The following is a 19,314-nucleotide window of genomic DNA, read 5'->3' on the forward strand; positions in this document are numbered from 1 at the left end:
ATCATGCGTGCCATACCCGATCTGTTTTCATACACGCGATACCCTAATGTACCTAAATCTTCAAATTCTATTGAGTCGTTCTTCGGTCACTTGAAGGATAATTTAAGAATCCATCGCGGACTCTCGGAACAACATTTTAAGGACTTTGTAAAGTGGTATCTTTTCCTGAACAGCAATGATGGAATTATTAAGAAACGCAAATGACCAGAATCATACGATTCTGGTCATTTGTTCTAATATAATACCAACCAATTTTGGCATCATTACCTGTCTTGGCATACCTCCCGGCAAAAAGGCCCGGACCGGCAGCCTGCGGTCCGGGCAAATGTATCGACTGCTTCGGGTTTGTCCGTGTGCAGGTTATTTCTGTGCCTTGTACTGCGACGGCGAGATGCCGGTGTTGCGCTTGAAGTAGCTGCCGAAGAACGACTGGTTCGGGAAATTGAGGTGGTAGGCGATCTCCTGGATGCTCCGGTTGGAGTATTTGAGCATGGTCTTGGCCTCGGTGATGACGTAGATGTCGATCCATTCCGAGACGGACTTGCCGCTGACGCGCTTGACGAGCGTCGTGAGGTATTTGGGTGTGATGCAGAGGCGGTGGGCGTAGAATCCCACGCTGCGTTCCCGCTGGAAGTGTTCGCCCAGCAGCTCCATGAACTGCCTGAAGTACGTTTCGGCACGTGTCTGCGCCCGGTTCCCGGTTTCGGGGTGCTCGGTGACGTAGCGGTGCAGGATGCTGCCGATCTTGTAGATCGTGGCGGAGACGAGCTCGCTCACGATGTCGTGCGAGAACTCCGTTTCGGGGGCAAGCACCTCTTGTCCCACAAGTGTGAAGAAGTTGCGCAGGGTGCGGCTCTCCTCCTGCGTGAGGTCGATGCAGGGGTGGGCGCTGAACTGCAACAGCACGGGCATGATGCGTTTCGTATCGATGTTGATGCGCTGCATCATTTCACGTGTGATGACCAGCACGTGGGCCTTGAATCCCTCGCCGTGGTCGGCCTGGAGGATGTTCTGCGGGCTGAAGACGAACATCGAGTCCTTTTTTACGGCGTATTCCCGCAGGTTGAACGTGACGGTCGTCTCGCCCTCGGTCCCGATGCCGACGATGAAGGCATCGATGCGGCACGGAAAGCGCAGCTGCATGGTCGAGTCGCTGATGGCCGTGACACATTCGCGCAGCAGTCCTTTCTGTTCCCTGCCGGCCATTGAGAGCAGTTCGTTCAGTGTAAAGTGGGTTATCGGCAATTCGGTCTGTTCCATTTCTGTCCTGCTTGTCTTGAATACCGGACAAAAATAGTATCTTTTATTGGAATACGGTTCAAATTCACCTCGATTGAGGAAATATTGAACAGCAGTGGACTGTTTTAGACCAGGCATCTCCGCATCCGGACTGCGGTCGGGTCCGGCGCATGCCTGCGGGCCAACCCCGCCGGGCAGCGCTGCCGTAAACGGTGCGGCCGGGACCTGCAGGTCCCGGCCGCACGTATGGCGGACAACTGGTTGTCCGATCTCTTTTTGCGGAGGATATTTTTGAGGTTTCGCTCTCCGTCCCGGCCTTGTTTTTCGTTCGTGTCCGTCCCGGGACCTCGGTACTTGCTCCGGCCTTATTCGCGTCTGTCGCGGTTTCCCGTCGCGCATCCCGGCCTTTGTTCGTTTTCGTTCCGGTTTCCCGTCATTCGCTCCGGCCTTTGTCCGCGTCCGTCGCGGTTTCCCGTCGCGCGTCCCGGCCTTTGTTCGTTTTCGTTCCGGTTTCCCGTCATTCGTTCCGGCCTTTGTCCGCGTCCGTCACGGTTTACCGTCGCGCGTCCCGGCCTGCACTCACTCCGGCCCGGCCCCGTCGCTCACCTCTCCCCGCGCCGTTGTCAGTTTGCGGGGGCTGCGGCGGGCGTCTCCGTGATGCCCAGTTCCTTCTTCACTTCGGGGGTGATGTCGATGAGGTTCGTCTCGTCGAAAGCCACGATGGCACCCGTCGACATGTCGAATACTGCGAGGAAGCCGCCGGCCTGCGATACCTTGTCGATGGCGTTCTTGGCCTTCTCGATGATCGGGGCCATCAGTTCGTTGTATTTCTTTTCATAGTCCTGCTGCGCGGCCTGCTGGTACTGCTCGCGGCGGGCCATCAGGTCCTGCAGGTCCTTGGCCTTCATCTCGCGCGTGGCCTCCGGCAGGGTGTTGAAGTTCTTTTGGTACTCCTGCAGCTTGGTCGTGTATTCGACGTTGATGGCCTCGATTCCCTCGTTGAGCGTCTTGCCGAAGTTCTCCATGTTCACCTGCATCTCTTTCATCTCGGGCATCGACGCGATGATCTCGCTGGTGTTGATGCGTCCGAATTTCTGTGCGAAAAGCGACGTGGCGCTCATCACGAGTACAACCGCAAGGGTCAGTCTGATAGCATTTTTCATAATTGTCAGTCAGTTAATGTTTTGATGTATGATTACTTGCTTACTTTTTTAACAGTTCGATCACCTGCTGCGTATGCTCCGCGGCGGGCGAGGCGTAAAGCAGCGTGGGGTTGTTCGAGGAGTCGATTACGGCTGCGGCCCCGATCTGTCTGGCGTAGGTCTCGATGGCGTCGAAGACCTTTTTCTGGATGGGCTGGATCATCTCCACGCGTTTTTTCATCAGCGTGCCCTCCTGTCCGAAGATTCCCTCCTGGAACTGCTGGGCCTCCTTCTCCTTGTCGAGAATCGCCTGCTCGCGGACCTGGCGTGTCGTGGCCGGGAGCGACGCCTTCTGGTTCATGTAGCTGTTGTACATGGCCTCGACCTCCTCGAAACGGTCGTCCACCTGCTGCTGGTATTGCTTGGCCAGCTCGTCCAGGTCGCTGATGGCCTGGTTGTATGCGTCGAGGGACTTGAATATCTTTTCGCTGTCCACGATGATGCAGTTCTGGGCTGCGAGGGTTCCGGCCGCCAGCAGGGATGCCGCAATCAAAATCAGTCGTTTCATGGTATCGTCTCTTTTAGGTTCAACCCGGAATCCGGATGTTCCGGTTCCGTATGTAAATATAACTCTTTTCTTCCAATTATATTGCCGGAGGCGCGATTTTAGAACTGCTGTCCGAGCACGAAGTGGAACTGGCTGCCGCTTTTCGACGTGGAGTTGGCCGGGGCGTCGAAGCCGTAGCCCCAGTCGATTCCGAGCATGCCGACGACGGGCAGGTAGAGCCGCACGCCGAAGCCGGCCGCACGCTTGATCTTGAAGGGCGAAAACGACTTCCACGAGTCGAAGGCGTTACCTCCTTCGAGGAATCCCAGCACGTAGATCGTCGACGAGGGCTTCAGGATGACCGGGTAGCGCAGCTCGGCCGTGTATTTGTTGTAGCCGCGCGAGTAGTCGTTGGTGGGGTCGAGGGCGCCGTCCTCGTAACCGCGCATCGAGATGATGTCGATACCGTAGATGTTGTATCCCGACATGCCGTCGCCGCCGACCTCGAAGCGCTCGAAGGGCGAGACCTTGTATTTGTTGTAGGCGCCGAGGTATCCCATTTCGGCCTTGAGCATCAGCACGAGGTTCGTATTTTGCGTCAGGGCCTGGTACCATTGGGCCTTGAACTGCCATTTATGGAACTCGACCCAGCGGTAGCGTTCCTGGTTGGCGGCGTCGCTCGTACTCGAATTGCTGGCCAGCTCCTCGAGCCGTTTGTAGTCCTTGCCGTCCCAGAGCGAGTAGGGGGGCGTGGCCTCCACCGAGACGCTGAACTCCGAACCGCGGCGCGGGTAGAGCGGCTGGTCGACGGAGTTGCGAGCGAAGACCAGCTTGAGCGAGAGCAGGTTCGCTGCGCCGTTCGTCATGCCAAACGTATTCCAGTTCTTGAGCTTGAAGCGCTCGTAGCTGGCCTCGGCATAGAACGTGAAGTAGGGGTCGGGCCAGTTCAGGCGCTTGCCCAGACCGGCGGCCACGCCGTAGGTGCGGAAGTACTGCGTAGCGCTCTGCCAGACATAGTAGGCGTTGTTCTGCTCGGAGACGTGGGCCGAGAGGGTGAACGAGTTGGGCTTCTTGCCGCCGAGCCACGGGTCGGTGAAGCTGAAGGCCAGGGCCTTGTAGTAGGTACCGTTGGTCTGGGCCGAGAGCGACAGCCGCTGGTTCTGTCCCATCGGGTAGGGGCGCCAGGCGCCCTTCTTGAAGAAGTTTTTGACCGAGAGGTTGTTGAGCGTGATGCCCACCGATCCGACGAAGGTGCCCGAGCCCCAGCCGCCGGCGATGTTGAACTGGTCGGAGGCCTGCTCCTCGAGTATCCAGTTGACGTTGACCAGCTCGCTCGATACGGGTTTGATATCGGGCATGATGGCCTCGGGGTTGAAGTGTCCCATCGAGTTGAGCATGCGGATGGTCTGCATGAGCATCGAGCGGTCGTAGAGCTCGCCCGGCCGCGTGTAGAGCTCGCGGCGGATCACCTCGTCGTCGACACGCTGGTTGCCCGTGATGCCCACCTCGTTGATCGTGAACTGCTTGCCTTCGAAAACCTTGACCTCGATGTCGATCGAGTCGGCGCCGATGATCGTCTCCGCGGGGTCGATCTGCGAGGTCAGGTAGCCCTGGTTCTGGTAGAGCGACGAGACGGACATCTCCTCGGGGTTGGCCTCCTTGCCGATGCCGAGGCGTTTCTGGATCGTCTTCTTGTCGTAGGTGTCGCCCTTCTCCACGCCGAACATGCGCTGCAGGTCCTCGGTCGTGTAGACCGAGTTGCCGACCCACGAGACGTCGCGGATGTAGTATTTGTTGCCCTCCGACACCTCGAGGTCGATGCCCAGGCGCTTCTCGTTGATGCGGTAGATCGAATCGCGCAGGATGTTGGCGTTGCGGAATCCCTTTGAATTGTAGAAGTCGATGAGCAGCTCCTTGTCGGCCTCGTAGTCGGTCTCGTTGAGTTTCGTGCCCTTGAAGATGTTGAGGCTCTTCTGGTGGGTCTTCTTGAAGGTGCGGCGCAGGCGCTTGTCGGTGAACTCCCGGTTGCCGATGAAGTTGATCCGCCCGATCTTGACCTTGTCCTTGCGGTCGATCACGAAGGTGACGTTCACCATCTGCGGGCGCACCGAGTCGTTCTCGATGCGCACGTCGACCTCGGCGTTGCGGAATCCCTTTTCGGACCAGTACTGCTTGATGAGCTTCTGGTTCTTGTCGATGACGTAGTCCGACAGTTCGCCGCCGCGGCGCAGCTTGAGTTTCTCCATCAGGTCGGTCTTCTTGCCTTTGGGAATGCCCTCGAAGGCCCAGTTGTTGACCCGCGGCCGCTCCTTGAGGAAGACCTCCAGGTCGAGGCTGTCGCCTTCGATGTCGGCGCCGATCTTCACGTCGGAGAAGAAGCGCTGGCTCCACAGCCGCGAGATGGCGTTGGAGATGAAGTTGCTCGGCAGGTAGACCGAATCGCCCTCGATCAGGCCGGCCGAGGACTTGAGCATGTCGGGGTTCAGGTACTGTACGCCGTGGATGTTGATCTTGCGTATGTAGTAGAGTCTGGGTTGTTTGCCGCCCTGCATCATGGGGGCATTCTCCGGAAATTCGGTGGCGGTCCCGGCCGTCGGATCTGCGGGCTGCTGCTCCCGGGCAAACATATTCTGGCTGCCTGCCACGAGAAGTGCCGCGGCCGTGAATACCTTACCTAAATAGTTCATCTGTCGAAATCTAATCTTACTTCATTTACTTGACGAGGCCGAAACGGCGGTCCCGGCGGGCGTACTCCGCGATGGCGCGGTCGAACTCCTCCTCGTTGAAATCGGGCCACAGCACCTCGGGGAAGTAGAGTTCGGCATAGGAGGCCTGCCAGAGGAGGAAATTGCTCAGCCGGCATTCGCCGCTCGTGCGGACGATCAGGTCCGGATCGGGGTAATCGGCCGTGTCGAGCGACTGCGAGACGGTCCGTTCGTCGATCGCTGCGGGGTCGATCTCTCCGGCGGCGGCGCGTGCCGCGAGGCTGCGCACGGCGCGGGTGATCTCGCTGCGCGAGGAGTAGTTGAGCGCGAGGATCAGCGTCAGCCGGTCGCCGCCGGCGGTCTGCTCCTCGGCCTGGGCCAGGTAGCTGCGGACCTTCTCCGAGAAGCGGCTCCGCTCGCCGATCATGCGCACGCGCACCCCCTGTCGGACGAGTTCGGGCGTCTCGCTGATGACGCTCTGGCAGAAGAGCTCCATCAGGGCGTCGACCTCCTTTTCGGGTCGACCCCAGTTTTCGGTCGAAAAGGCATAGAGTGTCAGGTACTTCACGCCGTTGCGCACGGCGGCGCGCAGCGACGCCCGCACGGGTTCGATCCCTGCGGCATGGCCTTCGTAACGCTCCTTGCCGCGCAGTTCGGCCCAACGGCCGTTGCCGTCCATGATGATGGCGACGTGTTGCGGTATGCGTTTTTGCTCGCTCATAAGTCCGGTCTCGATATAGGGCACAAATATAGGGAATAAAATGAAAATTACCTATTTTAATGAACAACTTTACGCCGATTTCGCCGATGCGGTCAGCCGCGGATATCCACTCCCCACATCATCTTATTGCGTAACGTGTCGTAAAATGATATATTGTGCGGTACGGCCAAAAAAATCGGCTGCGCGGCCCGTCGCACGGTGAATACGGCATTCTGCGGAATGGCGCAGGCGCGGTTGTCGAGCGTGACGGAGGCCTCCGAGCGGCGGGCGTGCACGTGCATCGTGATGACGCTGGTGTCGGGGATCACCACGGGGCGCATCGTGAGGTTGTGCGGCGCCAGGGGCGAGAGGATCATGCAGGCGCACGACGGGGCCACGACCGGCCCGCCGGCGCTGAGCGAGTAGGCGGTCGAGCCGGTGGGGGTCGAGACGATCAGCCCGTCGCCGTGGTACGTGGCGACCATCTGCCGGTCGACGTAGGTCTCCACGGAGAGCATGCCCGCGCCGTGGCGCTGCACGGCGAATTCGTTGAGGGCCCGGTGCGGCATGCCCGCATCCGGGAGGTCGCCTGTGACCTCGAGCATCGTGCGCGGCTCGGTGGTGATCCGCCCCTCGGCGATCTCGCCGAAGAGCTCCTTCAGCCCCGTGGTGGGGGCCGTCGTGAGGAAGCCGAGGTGCCCGGCGTTGATTCCCATGACGGGGACCTGCTCCCCGCCCAGCCGGTGCACGCCCTCGAGCAGCGTGCCGTCGCCGCCGTAGCAGAGCATGATCGTGCCGGCGGGCTGGCGGCCGATGCGCGCACCGTAGGTGCGGGCGGCGGGAATGTCGATTCCGGCCGTCTCGCGGACCCGGCAGGCGAACTCCTCGTTGAGGGCGTAGTCGAATCCGAAGAGCTCCAGCGCATCGAACAGCTGGCAGATCTCTTCGGCCGTGCGGGCGATCTGGGGGCGGGAAAAAAGTATGATTTTCATCGGCGGAGATTCGAAAAAAGTGAGTAACTTTACCACGCCGCCGCGAGCCGTCTTCCCGTGCGGGGAGGGCGTGCCGGACGGCGTATGTCGGAGACAAAGATACGGAAATTTATGACAAAGTTGAGTGTGAACATCAATAAGATTGCCGTCGTGCGCAATTCGCGGGGCGGGAATCTGCCCGACGTGGTCCGTGCGGCCACGGACATCGAGCGCTTCGGCGCCGACGGCATCACGGTGCACCCGCGTCCCGATGCGCGGCACATCCGTTACGACGACGTGCGCGCCCTGAAGCGCGTGCTCCGCACGGAACTCAACATCGAGGGCAATCCCATCCCGTCGTTCATCGACCTTGTGTGCGAGGTCGTACCGGCGCAGGTGACCCTGGTGCCGGACGCTCCCGACGCCATCACGTCGAGTGCGGGGTGGGATACGCTCGCCAACCGGGCATTCCTCACCGACGTGACGGCCCGCTTCCACGGGAAGGGCATCCGGGTCTCGATTTTCGTGGACCCCTCCCCGGAGATGGTCGCCGGGGCCCGCGCCTGCGGTGCCGACCGCGTGGAACTCTACACCGAGGCCTATGCGCGGGAGTATGCGGCCGGTGCCGACGAGGCGGCCGCCCCCTATGTCGCCGCGGCCGAGGAGGCCCGCCGGCAGGGACTCGGGCTCAACGCCGGGCACGACCTCTCGCTGGTGAACCTGCACGGCTTCGTGAGCCGCATCCCGTGGACCGACGAGGTCTCGATCGGCCATGCGCTCATCTGCGACGCCCTCTATTACGGTCTGGAAAATACGGTCCGGCTCTACCGCCGCGAACTCAACCTGTAAAAACGATCCCCGAACCATGAAACGTCTCATTCTGTTCCTTGCGGCGCTGCTCCTCTCCGGTGCGGCTTTCGCGCAGACCGACTACGATTCGCAGCGCCGGAGCCTTTTCGAGGTGCTTCCGGTGCGGTCGAACGACATCATCTTCCTAGGCGACGGCCTGACGGACGGCTGCGAGTGGGCCGAGCTGTTCGACAACCGCCACATCAAGAACCGCGGCATCCGCGGCGACCGTTCGGACCGCCTGCTCGAGCGCATCGACACGCTCATCGCGGGCCATCCGAAAAAGATCTTCCTGATGATCGGGGTGAACGACCTGGCGGCGGGCGTCGCCCCCGAGCGGGTCGTGGCGAACGTGCGCCGGCTGATCGACCGCTTCCGCGCCGAGTCGCGCTGGACGAAGCTCTATGTGCAGAGTATCCTGCCCGTGAACGGCCGCTCGTTCGACCGCCATGCGGAGCACTATGCCCATGCCGCGGCGATCGTCGAGACGAACCGGCTGCTTGCCGAACTCTGCGCCGAGCAGCAGATCGTCTACCTGGATGTCCATGCGGCGCTCGTCGACTCGAACGGCGACCTGAACGCCGCCTATACGGACGACGGGCTGCACCTGCTCGGCGAGGGCTACCTGTTGTGGAAAGAAGCGATCAAGGGCTATGTCAAATAACGGGCCCCTGTCGCACCCGCTTTTCGGGCGGATTTCGCGCCTGGCCGACACCCTGGGCCTGCGGGCCTTCGTCGTCGGGGGGTATGTCCGCGACCACTACCTGCGCCGCCCCTCGACCGATGTCGACGTCGTGGTCGTCGGCAGCGGCATCGCCCTGGCCGAGGCGCTGGCCGCCGAGCTGCACGCGAAGGTCTCGGTCTTCAAGACCTTCGGTACGGCGATGGTCCGCACGCGCGACGGCGTCGAGGTCGAATTTGTCGGTGCGCGCCGCGAATCCTATACGCACGACTCGCGCAAGCCGCAGGTCGAGCCCGGCACGCTCGAGGACGACCAGCGGCGCCGCGACTTCACGATCAACGCCATGGCGTGGTCGCTCAACGCCGCGACCTTCGGCGAGCTGGTCGACCCCTTCGGCGGCATGGAAGACCTCGAGGACGGCATCATCCGCACGCCGTGCGATCCCGACATCACCTTTTCGGACGACCCGCTGCGCATGATGCGGGCCGTGCGCTTCGCCTCGCAGCTGGGCTTCCGGATCGAGGAGGAGACCTTCGATGCGATCTGCCGCAACGCCGCGCGCATCCGCATCGTCTCGCGCGAGCGCATCATCACGGAGCTGAACAAGATCGTGCTGTCGCCCGCCCCGTCGATCGGCCTCGAACTGCTCGAACTGACCGGGCTGCTGGCGCTGATCTTCCCCGAGCTGCACGCCCTGAAGGGGGTCGAGCGGCGCGGACAGCACGCCCACAAGGACAATTTCTACCATACGCTCAAGGTCGTGGACAACGTGGCGCGGCGCAGCGACGACCTGTGGCTGCGCTGGGCGGCCGTGCTGCACGACATCGCCAAGCCGCTGACGAAGGCCTACGACCCGAAAGTCGGCTGGACGTTCCACGGCCACGAGGTCCTCGGCTCGAAGATGGTGCCGGGCATCTTCCGCGCGCTGAAACTGCCGCTGAACGAGCACATGAAGTTCGTGCAGAAGCTCGTCTTCCTGCACCTGCGGCCCATCATCCTCTCGGAGGAGATGGTCACCGATTCGGCCGTGCGGCGCCTGCTCTTCGAGGCGGGCGACGACATCGAGGCGCTCATGACGCTGTGCGAGGCCGACATCACGTCGGGCATCGACGCCAAGGTGAAACGCTACCTGGCCAATTTCGAACTGGTGCGCCGCAAGATGAAGGACCTGGAGGAGCGCGACCGCATCCGCAATTTCCAGCCGCCGATCACGGGCGAAATCATCATGCAGACCTACGGGCTGCCCCCGTGTCGCGAGATCGGCGAGATCAAGGAGGTCATCAAGAACGCCATCCTCGACGGCGAAATCCCCAACGAATACGGGGCCGCTTACGCATTGATGGAGCGGCTGGCCGCCGAGCGCGGCCTGAAAAAGGCGTAGCGCCCCACGAGCGGGCGGTCCTCTTTCGGCGGACGGAGCGCACGCGGCGCAGCGAAGGGAACCTGCCGCCTGACGGACAAAAAAAGCCCCGCGGCCCGAAAGGGCGGCGGGGTTTGTCGTGTGCGGGTGTGCGGATATGCGGGTGTGTGGCGGAACTCCCGTGTGATTGGGTCGTGCGGGTGGCCACGGCAGGCGCTGCCGGTCAGCTCTTTTTCCCGCTGTCTGCGGCGGATGCTTCGGCTGCGGCCCGCTGCTCGGCTTCGAGCTGGGCGCGTGACTTGGACTTGGTGACGAGCCAGACGCCGACGAAGACGCAGAGTGCCGCAAAGCCCTTGGTGACGCCGAACGTGTCGAGCCCGATGGCGACAGTGAAGAGCACCGCGACGATGGGCTGCACATAGTTGTACATCGAGACGACCGTCGGGCGCAGGTAGCGCTGCCCGATGGGGACCATCAGGTAGGAGATGAAGGTCGAGCAGACGACCACGTAGGCGATGCCGGCCCAGGTGCGGGGCGCGAGGGCCGCGTAGTCGACCGACGTGAGGGGCTCGTAGTAGATGACCAGTGCGACGACGGCCGCGAAGAGGAACATCCACTTCATGGTCGTCACGGGCGAGTAGCGGACGATCACGTCGCGGAAGGCCGTGAGGTAGGTGGCGTAGCTTATGGCGCTGACGATGCAGAGCACGTCGCCCAGCATGCTCGACGTGTGGCCCGTGCCGTGCTGGCTTGCGAGGATGAGGATCACGGCGCCGGCGCATCCGAGGAAGACGCCTCCGGCCTTCATCCACGTGATGGGCTCGCGCAGGAAGAGCGTGGCGAGCACCATTGTCAGCACAGGGACCACCGTGGCGATGATCGAGGTGTCGATGGGCGAGGTGAGCGACAGCCCCCAGAGGAAGAGCATCTGGTTGAGCTGGATGCCGAAGACCGAGGCGAAGAGCAACAGCACGATGTCTCGGGGCGCGACGCGCTCGCGGGGCAGGAAGAGCGAGGCCGTCCAGAAGAGCAGGCAGGCGCCGACCATGCGGTAGACGCTCATGGCGAAGGGGCTGACGCCCCCGGGATTGGCTTCCGACCAGAGTACGCTCTTGCCGATCGGGGCGTTGAGGCCCCAGATGATGTTGGCGACCCACAGGGCCGCATGCCCCTTCAGTTTTCCTTTGTCCATGACGATGACCCGCTGCGTTTGTCGCGGCAAAGATACGAAAAGTCGAGGCAAAAACGGTGTCCGCGCGAAATTTTGCCGCGACATGCGCCCCTTTCCGTGCCGCCGGGCAGGAATTTGGAGTAAAAATTGCTGTCGGACCGTTTCGTGGGAAAGACGCGCTATCATCTCGATCTGGTCTTCGCGAACCTCTTTTTCGGGGCGAACTTCTCATTCTATGTCTCGCTGACGCGCAATTATCTGGACTTCGAGCAGATCTTCATGCTGCAGGTCCTCTCCGCGGCGTTCTTCTTCATCCCCTTCGCGCTCTTTTCGCCGCGCGCCTGGCGTATCTCGCGGCACGATGCCGGACGGATCGTGCTCGTCTCGCTGCTTGTGGTCTACGGCTGGATGTACCTCCTGCTCTGGGGCTCGTCGTGCACGACGCCCATCGACGCCTCGGTCATCGCCACGCTCGGCCCGGCCTTCACGCTCATCGCCGACCACCTGATGCACCCGCACCGCTACCTGCGCGTGCGGCTGGCGGGCATCGTCTGTGCGCTCGTCGGCGCCGCGATCCTTCTGTTGAGGCAGGGCCCGCTGTTCGTGCACGGCAGCGAAGCTTTCGGCAACGCGCTGGTCCTGGCGGCCGTCGTCGCGATTGCCGTCAACACGGTCGTCATCCGGGAGCAGCTGCAGCGTCTCGGCACCCTCGTGGTCATGGGGTGGTACTACATCATCGGGCTGGCCGTCACGGCCCCCTTCTTCTGGCACTACATCGCCCGCGTCCCCTTCCTGCGGCTCCCGCTTGCGGCGCAGGGCGAGCTGGCCTATATCCTCATCTTCGGCACCGTGCTGCCGATGTACCTGCTCTACCGCGGCACCGAGCACCTCACCTCGGTCCATACGGCCCTTTACCGCTACATCCAGCCCCTCGCCGCCGGGGTGCTGGCCGTAGCCCGCGGGCAGGCCCGGTTCGACGCGGCGAACATCACGGCGGCCTGCTTCATCTTCGCGGGCATCGTGCTCGTGGTCGTCGGGTACGAGTTTTTCGAACGGCGCGGGCATCCCCTGCCGCGCATCCGGCGGCCGGGCTGACGGGGCGGCCGGGCTGACGGACGGACCGCAAAGAAAAAGTCCGGCCGACGGAGGGTCGGCCGGACGTGTGCCGGCAGCCGGGAAGCCGCCGGACCTGTCGCATTGTCGCCGCTGCCGGTCGGCATGCCGGTGCGGGGGTGTCGGGGCGGCGTCAGTCGGCAAGGAGCCTTGCGCGCCACTCGTCGGGCACCGGGGCGCTCACCTGCCGCGGGAAGTCCAGCACGACCATCACCGAGCGGCTCTCGCTGCGCACCTCGTCGCCGACGAGCAGCTGCTGGAAGAGCGTGAGCGACTTGTTGCCCACGCGCTCGCACGTGGTCGTGATGCGCACGGGGTCGTACATGCGCACCTGCCCCATGTAGGAGGTCGAGGTCGAGACGGTCACGATGCGCAGGTCGCCCAGCAGCACCTCGGCGCCGAGCACCCGGTCGTAGTACTCCATCTTCCCGACGTCGAAATACATCTGCTGCGAGACGTTGTTCACGTGCTGGAAGGGGTCGATGTCCGAAAAGCGCTTCTGGATCGGGGTTTCGAGCGTGCGTGCCATTATTCGCGGATGATTCGGACCTCGCCGCCCTCGCCGAACGCGATGATCGACGACGCCTTGCGGGTGGGTTTGCCTTCGAAACGGGGGTTGACGACGAAGTCCACGCCGTCGATGATCTCGCGCGAGACCTCCTGCAGCCCTGCGGGGGTCGTCTCGCCCGAGATGTTGGCCGAGGTCGATACCACGGGCCGCTGCAGGCCGCGGAGCATGCGGCGGCAGAACTCGTGGTCCGGAACGCGGATGCCGAGCGTCCCCTCGTCGGGAATGAGGTTTGCGGCGACGCCCGCGGCGCCGGGCAGGATGAGCGTCAGCGGGCTCGTGGCCATCTCCATCACCTCGAAGGCGATGCCCGGGGCGCGGTTGACGTAGCGCACGACCATGTCGGCCGAGGCGCAGAGCACGAGCATCGACTTCTTGTTCTCGCTGCGCTTGAGGCGGTAGATGCGGTCGACGGCCTCGGCGTTCGTGGCGTCGCAGCCCAGCCCCCAGACCGTGTCGGTGGGGTAGAGGATGATGCCGCCCTCGCGCAGTACGCGCACGGCCTCGTCGACCTCGCGCTGCAATTCGTTCTCCTTGACTTGCTGCATGGCTTTATTTCATAGGTAGGACTTCGATCCAGTAGTCGTCGGGGTCGTTGATGAAGTAGAGCCCCATGTCGTGGTTCTCGTAGCAGACGCACCCCATCGCGCGGTGGTATTCGCGCACGGCGTCGTAGTCGCCCGCGACGCGCAGGCAGAGGTGGCTCTCGTTCTCGCCCAGCTCGTAGGGCGTGGCGGCATGGTCGCGCAGCCACGTCAGCTCGAGCCGGAAGGTTCCTTCTCCGTCGCCGAGGTAGACGAGGATGAACCGTCCGTCGGCCGCCTCCTTGCGCTTGATCTCCTTCAGGCCCAGGGCCCGGTCGTAGAACTCCAGGCTGCGTTCGAGATTCGTCACGTTGATGTTGAAATGATCGAATCGGCTTTTGATTTCCATAATTTCCAAGCGTTTTTACGTCGTGCAAAATTAATTTTTAATTCTTAATTTTTAATTTTTCATGATGAATTTTATACCTTTGCATCACGAAAAGAAAAACAGACAAAAAATAATCGTATGGGAAGAGCCTTTGAGTATCGCAAAGCGCGAAAGCTGAAACGCTGGGGACACATGGCCCGCACGTTCACCAAACTGGGTAAGGAGATCGAAATCGCCGTCAAGGCCGCCGGCCCCGACCCGTCGGGCAACACGCGCCTGCGCATTCTGATCCAGAACGCCAAGGCCGAGAACATGCCCAAGGAGAACATCGAGCGTGCCATCAAGCGTGCCACCGAGAAGGACGCCGCCGATTACAAGGAGGTCATCTACGAAGGATACGGCCCCCACGGCATCGCGTTCCTGGTGGAGACCGCAACCGACAATACGAACCGCACGGTGGCCAACGTGCGCATGCACTTCAACAAGTGCGGCGGTACGCTCGGCAACAGCGGCTCGGTGGCGTTCATGTTCGAACACAAGTGTACGTTCAAGTTCCGTCCGGCGGCCGGTGCCGATCCCGAGGAGCTGGAGCTCGAGATGATCGACCTGGGTGTCGACGAGTTCTATGCCGAGGAGGACGGCGTGACGGTATACGCCCCCTACGAGTCGTTCGGCGCCATTCAGAAGTGGCTCGACGACAAGGGATTCGAGATCGTGTCGGGTGAATCCGTGCGGATGCCCGTCGACACGAAGGAGCTCGACGCCGAGGCCCGCGAGTCGGTTGAGAAGCTTGTCGAGCGTCTCGAGGAGGACGACGACGTGACGAACGTCTACCACAACATGAAGGAGCCCGACGAGGAGGAGTAGCCTCTTCCGGACTTCGGACCCGATCCGGGCGGCGCATGCGGCATAAGCCGTGTGCGCCGCCTCATTTTTATTCCATGTCGACGAAGTTGCGTCCGGCGGTCTGGCAGATCGGACAGTAGGGGTCGCAGCGCACCGCCTCGTAGAGGTTCCCGCAGCGCGGGCAGAGCCGGTAGGCCCCGCACGAGGCCCCGGCCCGGAAGCGCTCCATCAGGACGATGTGGCGGATGTCGCTCGCTGCGGCGCGGATCAGCGCCCGGGCCGCCAGACGGTTGCCCCGGGCCAGGGCCCGGTCGATGCCGGCTCCGTGGCATGCCCGGGTGAGCCGCAGTTCGTAGTCGATGCTGCGGGCGAGGTTCTCGCTGGTCGTGCCCCGGAACAGCGCCACCTTCACCGGCGGCGTGTAGCGTCCCCCGAGCCGGACGATGACCTGGGCGCAGTCGCTCTCCTGCAGCCGCGCCGAGAGCGCCATGGCGCGGAAGAGCCGCGCCGCGTCGTTGCGGCGTTCGGCTTCGGCGATGGAGGCGAAATGGTCGTACTGCTCGGCCTTGACGTGCTTGCGGCGGCAGCAGGCATCCAGGTCCGAGATCGTCTCCGACCACCGGTCGGTGCGGGGCCGCGGCGTGTCGTCGGCCGCGGAGAAGTAGAGCCAGACGAGAACGCCGGCCGATGCGGCGAAGAGCAGCAGGATCAGGATCGGACGCAGTTTCATCATGCAGCGGAGCTTTACGGTGCGGCAGGCGTTCGCTCTCCGTGCATATTTTGTGCCAGCCGGCGTCGCGTGCGCCCGAAAACGGGCGGAGCGGACCGCCGTGTGCGATCCGCTCCGCTTCCATTCCCGGCTCCGGACTGTTACAGCCGGGCCTTGATGGCTTTCGACTCCTCCTCGTAACCGGGTTTGTCGAGCAGTGCAAACATGTTCTTCTTGTAGGCTTCGACACCGGGCTGGTCGAAGGGGTTGACCCCCAGCATGTAGCCGCTGATGCCGCAGGCCCGCTCGAAGAAGTAGAGCAGACCGCCCACCGCCTCGGCGTCGATCTGCGGAATCTCGATGCGCAGGTTCGGTACGCCGCCGTCCACGTGGGCCAGCTGCACGCCCAGCTCGGCCATGCGGTTGACCTCCGAGATGCGCTTCCCGGCCAGGAAGTTCAGCCCGTCGAGGTTCTCCTTGTCGGCCTCGATGACCACCTTCGCGGCGGGCGTCGCCACCGAGATGATCGTCTCGAAGAGCGTGCGTTCGCCCTGCTGGATGTACTGGCCCATCGAGTGCAGGTCGGCCGTCAGCGTGACGCTGGCCGGGAAGATGCCCTTGCCCTGCTTGCCCTCGCTCTCGCCGTAGAGCTGCTTCCACCACTCGTTCACGTACTGGAGCTTCGGCTCGTAGGAGCCGAGGATTTCGATCTTCTTGCCTTCGGCATAGAGTGCGTTGCGTGTGGCGGCATAGATGGCCGAGGGGTTCTCGTCGAAGGGAATCTCCGTGCCCGTGGCCTTCTCCATCTCCTGCGCGCCGTGCACCAGCGCCGCGATGTCCACACCGGCGGCGGCCAGCGGCAGCAGCCCGACAGGCGTCAGCACCGAGAAGCGCCCGCCCACGTCGTCGGGAATGACGAAGGTCTCGTAGCCCTCGTTCGTGGCGAGGGTCTTCAGTGCGCCGCGGGCCTTGTCCGTAACGGCCACGATGCGCTGGGCGGCCTCCTGCTTGCCGTAGCGGGTCTCGATTTCGGCCTTGACGAGGCGGAAGGCGATGGCCGGTTCGGTCGTCGTGCCCGACTTCGAGATGACGATGGCGGCGATCGAGTGCTCCTTCGAGGCCTCCATCAGGGCGTGGATGTACTCTTCGGAGATGTTCTGTCCGGCGAAGACGACCGTCGGCTCCTTCTGCTCGCGGTGCAGGAGCTTGAACGGGTCGCTCATGGCTTCGAGCACGGCCTTGGCGCCGAGGTACGAACCGCCGATGCCGATGCAGATCACCAGGTCGGCCTTCGAGCGCAGCCGTGCGGCCGTGGCCTCGATGGCCTTGATCTCGGCGTCGGAGATCGACGACGGGAGGTGTACCCAGCCCAGAAAGTCGTTGCCGGCGCCCTCGCCCGATTCGAGCAGGGCATTGGCGGCCTGTGCCTTGGCCTTCATGTCGGCCGTGAGGGCGATGCCGCTCTTGGAGATGTCGAGTTTCAGTGTTTTCATATTCCTTTAGATTAGTTTGAGAGTCAGTTCTTTCATGCTGCGCCGCGCCGACGCCTTCTCGTAGAGGACCTTGTAGACCATCTCGGCGATCGGCATGTCGACCTTGTGGCGGAAGTTGATGTGACGGATGCAGTCGGCGGCGAAGTAGCCTTCGGCGACCATCGTCATCTCGTTCAGCGCGCTCTTGACCGTGCATCCGTGGCCGATGAGCAGCCCCAGCCGCCGGTTGCGGCTGTAGACCGAGTAGCACGTGACGAGCAGGTCGCCCAGGTAGGCCGAGACCTGCGTGTTGCGCCCTTCGGCCGGATAGCTCTCCTCCAGGAAGCGCGTCATCTCACCCGCACAGTTGGCAATCAGCACGGCGAGGAAGTTGTCCCCGTAGCCCAGCCCCACGGCGATGCCGACGGCCAGGGCGTAGATGTTCTTCAGGATGGCGCCGTACTCGATGCCGTAGAGGTCGGTCGAGTAGCTCAACCGGATGCAGTCGCTGGCAAATTTCGAGCCGATGATCCGCGCATTCTCCGGATCGGTGCACGCGACGGTCAGGTAGGAGAGCTTGCCGCGCGACACCTCCTCGGCGTGCGACGGCCCCGAGAAGAGCCCGATCTGCTTGTACGACAGTCCGTAATGGTCGTGGATGTATTCGGCGACGGTCTGGTAGTCGCCCGGGACGATGCCCTTGATGGCCGAGACGATGAACTTGTCGTCAAGGGGCTCGGTCAGCGGTTCGAGAAAGGTCTTCAGGTAGGCCGACGGGGTGGCCAGGACGAGGATTTCGGCGTTGCGCACCACCTCGTTCAGGTCGTCTGACGGGGCGATGCGCGAGCGGTCGAATTCCAGGTCGCTGACGTAGCGGGGGTTGCGACCCTCGGTGCGCAGCCCTTCGAGCACCTCGGGGTTGCGGACATACCATCCGACGCAGGGTTCGTTCGCGGAGAGCAGCCCTGCGATGGCCGTGGCCCAGCTTCCGTATCCGATGACGGCGCAGCGCGCCTGCTTGTCTATTTTGTGATTCATGCCGTGCGGTCTGTGGTTTCGTGATACAAATGTAATTAAAAAAAATCAGAAAAAAACAGAATTTTTCCATGCCTTTTTGCTACCTTTGTCCGGATATGTCTCCGTCGGAGCCGACAGGGCTTTCCCGAGGCGCGGACGGTGTACATAGATAACTGGAAAACAAGTATTTGACGAAATATGTTTAGTTGGGTGTAGCATTATGGGCATTTTTTCACTGACACAAGAATTGGCCATCGACCTCGGAACGGCCAATACGCTGATAATCTATAACGGGAAGGTCGTCGTCGACGAGCCGTCGATCGTGGCGCTCGACGTCCACACGGGCAAGTTGGTCGCCATCGGCCACCAGGCGCGGCAGATGCACGAGAAGACCAACCCGAACATCAAGACGATCCGCCCGCTCAAGGACGGCGTGATCGCCGACTTCAACGCCACGGAGCTCATGCTGCGCGGCATGATCAAGAAGGTCAAGACCTCGGGCAGTCTCTTTGCGCCGTCGCTGCGCATGGTCATCTGCATCCCGTCGGGCTCGACCAACGTCGAGATCCGCGCCGTGCGCGACTCGGCCGAGCACGCCGGCGGCCGCGAGGTCTACATGATCTACGAACCGATGGCCGCGGCGCTGGGTGCCGGGCTCGATGTCGAGGCGCCCGAGGGCAACATGGTCATCGACATCGGCGGCGGTACGACCGAGATCGCCTGCATTTCGCTGGGCGGCATCGTCTGCTCGGAGTCGATCAACGTCGCGGGCGACGTCTTCACGGCCGACATCCAGAGCTACGTGCGCCAGCAGCACAACATCCGCATCGGCGAACGCACGGCCGAGGCCATCAAGTGCTCGATCGGCGCGGCGATCTCCGATCTGGAGGAGGAGCCCGAGGACTTCGTCGTCACGGGCCCCAACATGCTCACGGCGCTGCCGCAGACCGTCTCGCTGTCGTACAGCGAAATCGCCTATGCGCTCGAGAAGTCGATCTCGAAGATCGACGCCGCGCTGATGAAGGTGCTCGAGTCGATGCCTCCCGAGCTCTATGCCGACATCGTGAAGAACGGCATCTACCTGGCGGGCGGCGGCGCCCTGATCAAGGGCCTCGACCGGCGTCTGAACGAGAAGACCGGCATCCCGTTCCACATCGCCGAGGACCCGCTGCGCGCCATTGCGCGCGGTACGGGCATCGCGCTGAAGAACATCAACCGCTTCTCCTTCCTGATGAAGTAGGGGCGTGCGGATGCCGCCTTCGCCTGCCGCCGGTTCCGATCCGGCGGCGCCCCGGCCGCAGGGCCGGAAAA

19 protein-coding genes and 1 pseudogene are annotated in these 19,314 nt (G+C 62.7%); 7 read left to right on the forward strand and 13 right to left on the reverse strand.

The genetic code is table 11. The features are described from left to right. Window positions 1-204 (forward strand): annotated as a pseudogene (locus Q1Y33_RS07010) (hypothetical protein); the annotation flags it as partial. A 156-nt stretch (window positions 205-360) separates the two neighbouring features. Here Q1Y33_RS07010 and Q1Y33_RS07015 read toward each other — a convergent pair. From Q1Y33_RS07015 to Q1Y33_RS07040, 6 genes are all read right to left on the reverse strand, one after another. Beyond that, complete coding sequence (locus Q1Y33_RS07015) at window positions 361-1,260, reverse strand: AraC family transcriptional regulator (RefSeq protein WP_300799032.1); 900 nt, start codon at window positions 1,258-1,260, stop codon at window positions 361-363. Window positions 1,261-1,862: 602 nt separating this feature from the next. Beyond that, window positions 1,863-2,402 (reverse strand): OmpH family outer membrane protein, encoded by a 540-nt coding sequence (locus Q1Y33_RS07020; RefSeq protein ID WP_300799033.1) that lies wholly within the window; start codon window positions 2,400-2,402, stop codon window positions 1,863-1,865. Window positions 2,403-2,442: 40 nt separating this feature from the next. Beyond that, a complete protein-coding gene (locus tag Q1Y33_RS07025; RefSeq protein WP_300799034.1) occupies window positions 2,443-2,949 on the reverse strand; it encodes an OmpH family outer membrane protein in 507 nt (168 codons plus the stop codon). A 98-nt stretch (window positions 2,950-3,047) separates the two neighbouring features. Next, window positions 3,048-5,615, reverse strand: a complete 2,568-nt coding sequence (locus Q1Y33_RS07030; protein WP_300799035.1) for a POTRA domain-containing protein — start codon at window positions 5,613-5,615, stop codon at window positions 3,048-3,050. Window positions 5,616-5,640: 25 nt separating this feature from the next. After that, window positions 5,641-6,354, reverse strand: coding sequence for an isoprenyl transferase (locus tag Q1Y33_RS07035; protein WP_300799036.1), 714 nt, complete (start codon window positions 6,352-6,354; stop codon window positions 5,641-5,643). Window positions 6,355-6,446: 92 nt separating this feature from the next. Beyond that, complete coding sequence (locus Q1Y33_RS07040; RefSeq protein WP_300799037.1) at window positions 6,447-7,325, reverse strand: NAD(+)/NADH kinase; 879 nt, start codon at window positions 7,323-7,325, stop codon at window positions 6,447-6,449. Between the two features lie 111 nt (window positions 7,326-7,436). Between Q1Y33_RS07040 and Q1Y33_RS07045 the strand changes: the two genes are divergently transcribed. From Q1Y33_RS07045 to Q1Y33_RS07055, 3 genes are read left to right on the forward strand one after another with little or no spacing between them, the layout of a single operon-like run. After that, window positions 7,437-8,153, forward strand: coding sequence for a pyridoxine 5'-phosphate synthase (locus tag Q1Y33_RS07045; RefSeq protein WP_300799038.1), 717 nt, complete (start codon window positions 7,437-7,439; stop codon window positions 8,151-8,153). A gap of 16 nt (window positions 8,154-8,169) precedes the next feature. Next, a complete protein-coding gene (locus Q1Y33_RS07050; protein ID WP_300799039.1) occupies window positions 8,170-8,817 on the forward strand; it encodes a GDSL-type esterase/lipase family protein in 648 nt (215 codons plus the stop codon). After that, entirely contained in the window at window positions 8,807-10,216 is a 1,410-nt protein-coding gene (locus Q1Y33_RS07055; RefSeq protein WP_300799040.1) for an HD domain-containing protein, read from the forward strand. The genes Q1Y33_RS07050 and Q1Y33_RS07055 overlap by 11 nt, the downstream gene beginning before the upstream one ends. 202 nt (window positions 10,217-10,418) lie before the next feature. Here Q1Y33_RS07055 and Q1Y33_RS07060 read toward each other — a convergent pair whose 3' ends face one another. Next, the gene (locus Q1Y33_RS07060) at window positions 10,419-11,387 is read right to left on the reverse strand and encodes a DMT family transporter (protein WP_300799041.1); all 969 of its coding nucleotides are present in this window, start codon (window positions 11,385-11,387) and stop codon (window positions 10,419-10,421) included. A gap of 171 nt (window positions 11,388-11,558) precedes the next feature. Here Q1Y33_RS07060 and Q1Y33_RS07065 point away from each other — a divergent pair, with 171 nt between their 5' ends. Next, entirely contained in the window at window positions 11,559-12,461 is a 903-nt protein-coding gene (locus Q1Y33_RS07065; RefSeq protein WP_300799055.1) for a DMT family transporter, read from the forward strand. A 151-nt stretch (window positions 12,462-12,612) separates the two neighbouring features. Here Q1Y33_RS07065 and Q1Y33_RS07070 read toward each other — a convergent pair whose 3' ends face one another. From Q1Y33_RS07070 to Q1Y33_RS07080, 3 genes are read right to left on the reverse strand one after another with little or no spacing between them, the layout of a single operon-like run. Then, window positions 12,613-13,008, reverse strand: coding sequence for a thioesterase family protein (locus tag Q1Y33_RS07070; protein ID WP_300799042.1), 396 nt, complete (start codon window positions 13,006-13,008; stop codon window positions 12,613-12,615). Further along, the gene (locus Q1Y33_RS07075; RefSeq protein ID WP_300799043.1) at window positions 13,008-13,595 is read right to left on the reverse strand and encodes an L-threonylcarbamoyladenylate synthase; all 588 of its coding nucleotides are present in this window, start codon (window positions 13,593-13,595) and stop codon (window positions 13,008-13,010) included. Before Q1Y33_RS07075 ends, Q1Y33_RS07070 begins: the two co-directional genes overlap by 1 nt. 4 nt (window positions 13,596-13,599) lie before the next feature. Next, on the reverse strand, window positions 13,600-13,980 hold the full coding sequence (locus tag Q1Y33_RS07080; RefSeq protein ID WP_300799044.1) for a VOC family protein: 381 nt from the start codon (window positions 13,978-13,980) through the stop codon (window positions 13,600-13,602). Window positions 13,981-14,097: 117 nt separating this feature from the next. Here Q1Y33_RS07080 and Q1Y33_RS07085 point away from each other — a divergent pair, with 117 nt between their 5' ends. Continuing rightward, entirely contained in the window at window positions 14,098-14,826 is a 729-nt protein-coding gene (locus Q1Y33_RS07085; protein ID WP_300799045.1) for a YebC/PmpR family DNA-binding transcriptional regulator, read from the forward strand. Window positions 14,827-14,893: 67 nt separating this feature from the next. Here Q1Y33_RS07085 and Q1Y33_RS07090 read toward each other — a convergent pair whose 3' ends face one another. The 3 genes from Q1Y33_RS07090 to Q1Y33_RS07100 all read right to left on the reverse strand — a co-directional run bounded on the left by Q1Y33_RS07090 (window position 14,894) and on the right by Q1Y33_RS07100 (window position 18,024). Continuing rightward, a complete protein-coding gene (locus Q1Y33_RS07090; protein WP_300799046.1) occupies window positions 14,894-15,538 on the reverse strand; it encodes a rubrerythrin family protein in 645 nt (214 codons plus the stop codon). 137 nt (window positions 15,539-15,675) lie between these two features. Then, entirely contained in the window at window positions 15,676-17,007 is a 1,332-nt protein-coding gene (locus tag Q1Y33_RS07095) for a glucose-6-phosphate isomerase (protein ID WP_300799047.1), read from the reverse strand. A gap of 6 nt (window positions 17,008-17,013) precedes the next feature. Further along, on the reverse strand, window positions 17,014-18,024 hold the full coding sequence (locus Q1Y33_RS07100) for an NAD(P)H-dependent glycerol-3-phosphate dehydrogenase (protein WP_300799048.1): 1,011 nt from the start codon (window positions 18,022-18,024) through the stop codon (window positions 17,014-17,016). A 199-nt stretch (window positions 18,025-18,223) separates the two neighbouring features. Between Q1Y33_RS07100 and Q1Y33_RS07105 the strand changes: the two genes are divergently transcribed. Next, window positions 18,224-19,243 carry a rod shape-determining protein gene (locus tag Q1Y33_RS07105; protein WP_300799049.1) on the forward strand — a complete coding sequence of 340 codons (1,020 nt, stop codon included), beginning with the start codon at window positions 18,224-18,226 and terminating at the stop codon, window positions 19,241-19,243. Window positions 19,244-19,314 lie beyond the last annotated feature (71 nt).

Source organism: uncultured Alistipes sp. (genome assembly GCF_949296715.1).
GTDB lineage: Bacteria > Bacteroidota > Bacteroidia > Bacteroidales > Rikenellaceae > Alistipes.